The sequence below is a fragment of the Micromonospora matsumotoense genome, assembly GCF_900091525.1.
Lineage (GTDB): Bacteria > Actinomycetota > Actinomycetes > Mycobacteriales > Micromonosporaceae > Micromonospora > Micromonospora matsumotoensis.
The window spans coordinates 181,952-190,042 of the sequence record NZ_FMCU01000013.1; the positions used below are offsets into that span (position 1 = coordinate 181,952).

Annotated in this window: 3 protein-coding genes; 2 read left to right on the forward strand and 1 reads right to left on the reverse strand. The window is 69.5% G+C overall.

Translation table 11 applies throughout. From position 1 onward, the window contains the following. Nucleotides 1–324: 324 nt before the first annotated feature. Nucleotides 325–1,128 carry an alpha/beta fold hydrolase gene (locus GA0070216_RS23415; RefSeq protein ID WP_091250226.1) on the forward strand — a complete coding sequence of 268 codons (804 nt, stop codon included), beginning with the start codon at nt 325–327 and terminating at the stop codon, nt 1,126–1,128. Nucleotides 1,129–1,283: 155 nt separating this feature from the next. Continuing rightward, entirely contained in the window at nt 1,284–3,164 is a 1,881-nt protein-coding gene (locus GA0070216_RS23420; protein ID WP_091250229.1) for an ABC transporter ATP-binding protein, read from the forward strand. A 185-nt stretch (nt 3,165–3,349) separates the two neighbouring features. On the opposite strand, the gene GA0070216_RS23425 is transcribed toward GA0070216_RS23420, so the two are convergent. Further along, on the reverse strand, nt 3,350–7,963 hold the full coding sequence (locus GA0070216_RS23425; protein WP_342670791.1) for an amino acid adenylation domain-containing protein: 4,614 nt from the start codon (nt 7,961–7,963) through the stop codon (nt 3,350–3,352). Nucleotides 7,964–8,091: the final 128 nt, after the last annotated feature.

Genomic DNA, 8,091 nt, shown 5'->3' on the forward strand with positions numbered 1-8,091 from the left:
CATCGAACGGGTCGAGACGTTTGGCATGGAAGTTCCACTCCGGAGAGAGATCACCTGGTCACCGGGGGTGCGACACCGGCCGATGTATGGGACTCGCCGCTGAAGCCCTGCCAGAGCCTGGTCGTGTTCAGGTGCAGCACAGTGGCAGTTGAACACCGTCTACTCCCACGGCGGACCACGAACATTGATCGAGGGCACAGGCCGATGCCATCGTGTGCACGGCAGATGCGTCAGCAGCGAGCGACCCCGGGGGCGACTGCCTTACGGCGTCGCGACTCTCCGCACCCGGCGCGCCCTCGGCAACCACAGCAGAGGAGCCGCCTCGTGCCCTTCGCAACGAGTAACGGAATCACGCTGTCGTACCAGAGCGGGGGCACCGGCGACCCGGTCCTGCTCATCATGGGATCGTCAGCCGCCGGCCACGTGTGGGCCATGCACCAGACACCGGCGCTACAACAGGCTGGTTACCGAACCGTCACCTTCGACAACCGGGGCGTGTCGCCCTCCTCGGTGCCGCCCGGTGACTACACCCTCGACGAGCTCGCGGCCGACACGCAGGGCCTGATCGAGGCGCTCGACCTCGGTCCGTGCCACATCGTCGGCACCTCGCTCGGCGCCATCGTCACCCAGGCGGTGGCGATCCGCTGGCCGCACCTGGTCCGCTCGGCGGTCCTGATCGCCACCCGCGCCCGCACCGATGTGCTGCGGGCGAGAATGTCCCTTGCCGACAAGGCGTTGCGGGAAAGCGGCCTCGTGCTTCCGGCCTCGTACCGGGCCGTGCGGACGGCGCTGGAGATGCTGTCCCCCGTGACCCTCAACGACGAAGAGACCATCGCCGGATGGATCGACATCATGGAACTCTCCGGCGGTCAGGACGTCGCCATCGGCCAGGAGGCCGTCATCGACAGTCTCGGCGACCTACGACCCGCCCTGGCTGGTATCACCGCCCCCTGCCGGGCCATCGCCTTCACCGACGACCTGATCTGTCCGCCGCACCTGGTGGCGGAGACGGCGGAGGCCATCCCCGGCTGTGACCTCGTCCAGATCGACGGGTGTGGGCACCTGGGCTACCTGGAACGTCCTGACGAGGTGAATGCCGCGATCCTCGAATTCCTGCAGAAGCACTGATCCCAGCGCCGGCAGAACTCGCCGACCCAGTGCACGGTGCGGCGAGATCGGCCTGTTCAGGCTCGTGGAGCCGGCACCGGACACGTCGACGACCACGCCACCCCAGCCCTTGGGCGTCGCGCCCGGCCGGGCACCCCGACGAAAGGCGGATTGGCATGGCGGAGAACGGTCCCGCCGCATCTTCGACGAAACGACCGGAGGTCCGCTGGCGTACGTTGCGGCGCATCCTGCCGTACGTGCTGAAGTACCGCTGGAGGCTCAGCCTGCTGTTGCTGCTCACGGTCGTGGAGGCGGCGATCGTCGCGGCCGGCCCGGTCATTCTCAAGGCCGTGGTCGACGACGGCATCCTGCCCGGCCGCACCTCGGTCGTACTGTGGCTCTGCGCAGCCGTGGTGGGCCTGGCCCTGGTCGACGCCGCGGTCGCGTACGCCACCGGTCTGCTCACCGGCCGGGTCGGCGAAGGGCTCGTCTACGACCTCCGCACCCAGGTCTTCACCCACGTTCAGAAGCAGTCGGTGGCGTTCTTCACCAGGGCGGAAACGGGTGCACTGATCAGCCGCCTCAACACCGACGTCATCGGTGCCCGACAGGCGGTGACCACTCTGCTGTCCAACGCGGCCAGCACCATTCTCACCCTGGTGTTCGTCATCGGCACCATGATCTACCTGTCGTGGCAACTGGCGCTGCTCTCGCTGGTGCTGATCCCGATCTTCCTGCCGCCCATCCAGCTGCTGGCCCGCCGGATGCAACGACTCACCCGCAGGACCATGCAGCTCGACGCCGAACTCAGCTCGATGATGAGTGAGCGGTTCAACGTCTCGGGAGCGATCCTCACCAAGCTCTTCGGACGGCCCGAGGAGGAGTCACGGCTGTTCGGCGATCGGGCGGCCCGACTGCGCGACGTCCGTGCCGTCACCGTGCTGCAGGCCCGGATGATGGGCATCCTGGTCTCCGTGGTGACGGCGCTGATCACCGCGGTCGTCTACGGCGTCGGTGGCTATCTCACCATCCAGGGCACCGTCCAGATCGGCACCCTGGTCGCGATGGCTGCCCTGCTGAGCAGGTTGTACGGCCCCGTCAACGAGATCTCCGAGATCCACGTCGCAGCGCTCACCACCGCCCTGAGCTTCGAGCGTCTCTTCGAGCTGCTCGACATGCAGCCGCAGGTGCGCGAACGGGAGGCCGCTCGGTCGCTGCCCGTACCACCCGACGGCTCGGCGCCGGACGTACGCTTCGAGGACGTCACCTTCCACTATCCCACGGCGGCCGACATGCCGCTCGGTTCGCTCGAATCGATCGCGATGCCGGAGCCCGGCCAGCCGGAGGATCGGTTGACCCTGCGAGGGCTGTCGTTCCACGCACCGGCCGGCAAGCTCACCGCGCTGGTGGGCCCCTCGGGCGCCGGCAAGTCGACGATCACGCACCTGGTGCAGCGGCTGTACGACCCGCGCTCCGGGACTGTGTATCTCGGCGGTCAGGACCTGCGTGAGTTGACCCTGCAGTCGGTGCGCGACGCCATCTGCACGGTGAGCCAGGAGGCGCACCTGTTCCACGACACCCTCCGGGCCAATCTCCTGTACGCGAGGCCTGAAGCGACGGAACAGGAGCTGATAGACGCGTGTGTCGCGGCCCAGATCTGGGACACCGTCAAGGTCCTGCCGCACGGTCTGGACACGGTGGTCGGCGAGCACGGCTACCGGTTCTCCGGTGGCGAGAAGCAGCGGCTGGCACTGGCCCGACTGCTGGTGAAGGCCGCCTCGGTCGTCGTGCTCGACGAGGCGACCGCGCACCTGGACTCGGAGTCGGAGCTCGCGATTCAGCACGCCCTGCGCAACGCGCTGGCCGGTCGCACCTCACTGGTGATCGCGCATCGACTGTCGACCATCAGGGAGGCCGACCAGATCCTGGTCATCGACCAGGGCCGGGTCCGGGAGCGGGGCACCCACGAGGAGCTGCTGCTGGCCGGAGGGCTCTACTTCGAGCTGTACCGGACCCAGTTCGCCCAGCGCACCGCGGATGTCCCGGCGACGGCGTAACCGCTGACTCCCCCGATCGGTCCGGGACGGCTGCCGTCCCGGACCGATCTGCTGTCGGGACACCGGGCCGGGCTACCGGCCACTGGTGTGCGGTGGGGCGTCACCCGAGGCGGCAGGTCCGCCCGGACGGGTCCACGTCGACCGCGCTGGCCCGGCTCGACGGCGCGGTCACGGCGACGCTGCGATCAGTCCTGCGGCTCGGTCGCCTCATCCTGCGCGCCGAGGCCGAGCCAGGTCGCCGCGGCGGTCCACATCTCGCCGAGCATCGCCGGGGTGTTCATGTCCGAGTGTGCGCACGGTACCCGGGCCTCGCTGATCGTCCCGGTGATGTAGGGCTGCCACAGTTCGGGGGTGGGCCAGCCTTCCGGGTTCTGGCCGGCCACGATCACCAGGGCGTCACCGTCGTACCGCCCGTACCCGTGGCTCTCGATGCAGGTGAAGTTGTTGGCCCACACTCGCGCGAAGCGTCGCAACTCCTCCTCCGCGGCGTTACCGAGCACGGCGCCGGCCTCCTTGCGGACGACCTCGGTCAGGTGGTCGAGCTGGGTCTCCTCGTCCACGACCGGCTGGTCACCGATGACAGCCGCGATACCCGGGTCCGTGGGGTACTGGTCGAGGATGATCAGGGCGCCGATCCGCTCCCCCACCGCCTGCAGTTGCACCGCCATCTCGTGGGCGAGCGCCCCGCCGTAGGACCAGCCGAGCAGATGGTAGGGGCCGGTGGGTTGCACGGCCCGGATCGCCTCGATCGAGATCGCCGCGGCCTCCCGCAGCGAGCTGGTCAACGGGCGGCTGCCGTCCATACCCGGCGACTGCACCCCGTACAGCGGGATGCCCTTCGGCACGAACCGGGCCAGCGGGCTGTAGGTCCAACTCAACCCACCGGCCGGCGGCAGGCAGAAGAACGGAGGCCGGTCGCCCTTGGTGCGGATGGGCAGCAACACGTCCAAGCCGTTGGCCATGGACGCGAGGTCGATTCGCTCGATCAGCTGAGCCACGGTCGGGGCGACGAACAGGTCCCGCACCGCGAACGACAGGCCCCGCTGTCGCGCCGACTCGACCCACCGTACGGCCAGCAACGAGTGGCCGCCCAGAGCGAAGAAGTCATCCTGGGGGCCGACCTTGGGCACGCCCAGAACCTCGGCGAACACCTCGCACAGGGCGTCCTCGATGACGGCGTTGCTGCGGCTGCGCTCGCCGTCCCCGGAGCTGTACTCCGGCGCCGGCAACGCCCTACGATCCAGCTTCCCGTTCGGCATCAGGGGGAACCGTTCCAGTTCCACCACCGCCGCCGGGACCATGTATCCCGGCAGCCGACCCTGCGCCTCGGCGCGCAGGACGACGCCGAGGTCCTTGTCCGCGCCGGGCGCCGGAACCACATAGGCGACCAGGCGCCGGTCCCCCGGGCTGTCCTCGCGCAGCAGCACCGCGCACTGCGCGACACTCCGGTGGGCGGCCAGCACCGCCTCGATCTCCCGCAACTCGACCCGGAAGCCACGGACCTTCACCTGGTCGTCCGCCCGCCCCAGGAACTCCAGATCACCGCTGGGGTTCCAGCGCACCAGATCACCGGTGCGGTACATCCGTCGACCCGCCCCGCCGAAGGGGCAGGCCAGGAACCGTTCCGCCGTCAGGCCGGGCCGACCGAGATAGCCACGGGCCAGTCCGTTGCCCGCGATGTACAGCTCACCGGCGACTCCCGGCGGCACGGGCGCCAACCGGGCGTCGAGCACGTACACCTGGGTGTTTCCCACCGGACCGCCGATGGCGGAGACATTCTCCGCGTCGCAGGTCGTGCGGCGGGCGGTGGACCAGACGGTCGTCTCCGTCGGACCGTACAGGTTGCTGAATTCGCCGGCCCGGTGTATCAGTGTCCGCGCCAGTTCCTCGGGAAGCGCCTCTGCGCCGACCGTGACCCGCACCCTCGTCCAGTCGACCGGGTCATCGTCGTCGGAGACCAGCCCTCGCCACAGGCTCGGAGTGGCGTGCACGACCGTCACCTCGCGGTCGCGGACGATCCGGCGCAGCTCCCACGGATCCAGTACCTGCTCCTGCGACGCCAATACGATCCGCGCTCCGGTGACCAGCGGCAGACACAGCTCGAAGCCCGCCATGTCGCAGCCCACCGTGCTCACCGCCAGCAGCCGGTCCTCGCCGGTCAGCCGGAACCGCTCCTGCATCGCGGCCAGGAAGTTCCCGACCGCACGATGCTCCACAAGTACACCCTTGGGACGTCCGGTCGAGCCGGAGGTGTAGATCACCCACATCGGATGCTCCCGACGCGGCCCGACACGCAACGGGCCACTGTCACGCCCGGTCAGGTCGGCCACCACCGCCGGGTCGTCGAGACAGATCACCGGAAGACCGCCCGGCTCGTCCGGACGAACCCCGAAGTCCGCAAGCTGCGCGCGCATCCGGGCGCTTGTCAACAGACAGACCACTCCGGCGTCGCCGATCACGTAGGCGGTACGCTCCGACGGATACGCCGGGTCGATCGGCAGGTACGCGCCACCGGCCTTGATGGTGCCGAGCAGCGCGACGACGAGATCCTCGGTGCGCTCGAAGACCGTCGCCACGATCGACTCCGGGCCCACACCTCGGGCGACCAGGTGTCGGGCCAACCGGTTGGCGCGCGCGTCCAACTCTGCGAAGGTCAACACCGTCTCGCCGAACTCGACGGCGATCGCGTCCGGCGTGCGTGCCACCTGCGCCTCGAACATCTCGACCACGGTGGCGCCCGGCACGTCCAGAGCCGTGTCGTTCCATCCGGCGACCACCTGATGCCGCTCGTTGGCGTCCAGCACGTCCACGGCGCTGACCCGCACGGAGGAATCAGCCGCCAGCAGATCCAACACTCGCACCCACCGGTCGGCGATGCGCCGGGCGGACGCCTCGTCGAACAGGTCAGCGGCAACAGCCACGGCCCCGACCAGCCCGGCCGGAGCGTCATCACGATCGCGGACTTCGGCCATGCTGAAGTCCAGGTCGAACTTGACGGTGGTCGGGCCGCCGGGTACACCGCCGCCCGCGGCGTCCGCGCCGGGCAGGGTCAACGCGACGTCGGCGGTGTTCTCCAGCAGCAACATCACCTGGAACAACGGATGCCGCGCCAGCGATCGACTCGGCGCCAACTCCTCCACCAGCCGCTCGAACGGCACGTCCTGATTGGCGAACGCGCTCAGGCTGGTCTCCCGCACCCGCCCGAGGATCTCGGCGAACGTCGGATCTCCGGACACGTCCGTACGCAACACGAACGTGTTGACGAAGTAGCCGACGAGGTCGTCGAGCGCCTCGTCGCCCCGTCCGGCCACCGCGGAGCCGATCGGAATGTCGGTGCCCGCTCCGAGACGGGACAGCAACGTCGCCAGCGCGCCGTGCAGCACCATGAAGAGGGTGACGCCCTCGGCGCGGGCGATGTCCATCAGCCGCGCGTGCGTTTCGGCGGTGATCCGCACCGGTACGGCGTGTCCCCGATGACTGGCGACCGCCGCCCGGGGGCGGTCGGCCGGCAGCGGCAGTTCCTCCGGCGCCCCCGCGACGGCCTCCCGCCAGTACGCCACCTGCCGGGAGATCAGGCTGTCCGGCTCGGTCACGTCGCCCAGCCGATCACGCTGCCACAGCGCGAAGTCCGCGTACTGCACCGGCAGCGGCGTCCAGGCTGGCGGGACGCCCTCCCGTCGTGCCGCGTACGCGAGGGAGAAGTCTCGGGTGAGGGGGCCCCAGGACCAACCGTCGCCCGCGATGTGGTGCATCACCACCACCAGGACGTGCTGTTCCGGGCCCGTGCTGAACAGCCAGGCGTGGATCGGCACCTCGACAGCCAGGTCGAACTCGTGCTCCTTGGCCGCCGCGACCGCTTCGGTCAGGTCTGCGGCATCGAGTGTGACATGGGTGAGCGGCTCGGGAACATCATCGACGGGCACGATCCGCTGGTACGGTTCGCCGTCGGCAACCGGATAGACAGTGCGCAGCACCTCGTGCCGGTCGAGTACGTCGCGCAGCGCGGCGGCCACGACATCCGGATGCACGATGCCGCCGAGCCGGACCGTCCGGGGGATGTTGTAGGTGGCGGTACGACCCTCCAGCTGGGCCATGAACCACAACCGCCGCTGGCCGTAGGACAGCGGCAGCGTCTCGGGTCGGGCCTGGGCCGCCAGCGGCGCACGGACCTCGTCGGCGTCCGTCAGCCGCGCCAGCAGTCCAGCCGGGGTCGGCGACTCGAACAGCACCCGGATCTCCACCTCGACGCCGAGCAGTGCACGGATCCGGGAGATCAGCCGTACGGCGAGCAGGGAGTGCCCCCCGAGGCCGAAGAAGTCCCCGTCGGGTCCGACGGCCGGCAGACCGAGCACGTTGGCGAACGCGGCGCGGAGGATCTCCTCCCGTACGTCTGAGGACGCCCGCCTGTCGGCCTTCTCGGACGGGGTCTCGGGTGCTGGTAGTGCTTGTCGGTCGAGTTTGCCGTTGGAGGTCAGTGGTAGGGCGTCGAGGACGACGAGGGCGCTGGGGACGAGGTGGGCGGGTAGTCGTTTCGCGGCGAACGTCTGAAGCTGGGTGGGGAGGTGCGCCGGGTCGGCGTCCCTGTCGGGCACGACGTAGCCGATCAGGCGTCGTTCACCGGTGTTGTCTTCGCGGGCGATCACGGCGGCCTGCTCGACGTCGGGATGCGCGGTCAGGACGGTGTGGATCTCGCCCGGCTCGACCCGATACCCGCGGATCTTCACCTGATCATCGACCCGGCCCAGGAACACCAACCGCCCATCCGGAAGATGCCGCACCCGGTCCCCGGTCCGATACATCCGCTCACCCGAACCGAACGGACAACCCACAAACCGCTCCGCGGTCAGACCCGCCTGGCCCACATAACCCCGCGCCAACGCCGCACCCGCGACATACAACTCACCCGCCACCCCGACCGGCACCGGCT

Excerpts from the sequence above, each read along its gene's own strand:
- GA0070216_RS23420 (WP_091250229.1), top strand. The coding sequence starts at position 1,284 with ATGGCGGAGAACGGTCCCGCCGCATCTTCGACGAAACGACCGGAGGTC.
- GA0070216_RS23425 (WP_342670791.1), bottom strand. The coding sequence starts at position 7,963 with ATGTATCGGACCGGGGACCGGGTGCGGCATCTTCCGGATGGGCGGTTG.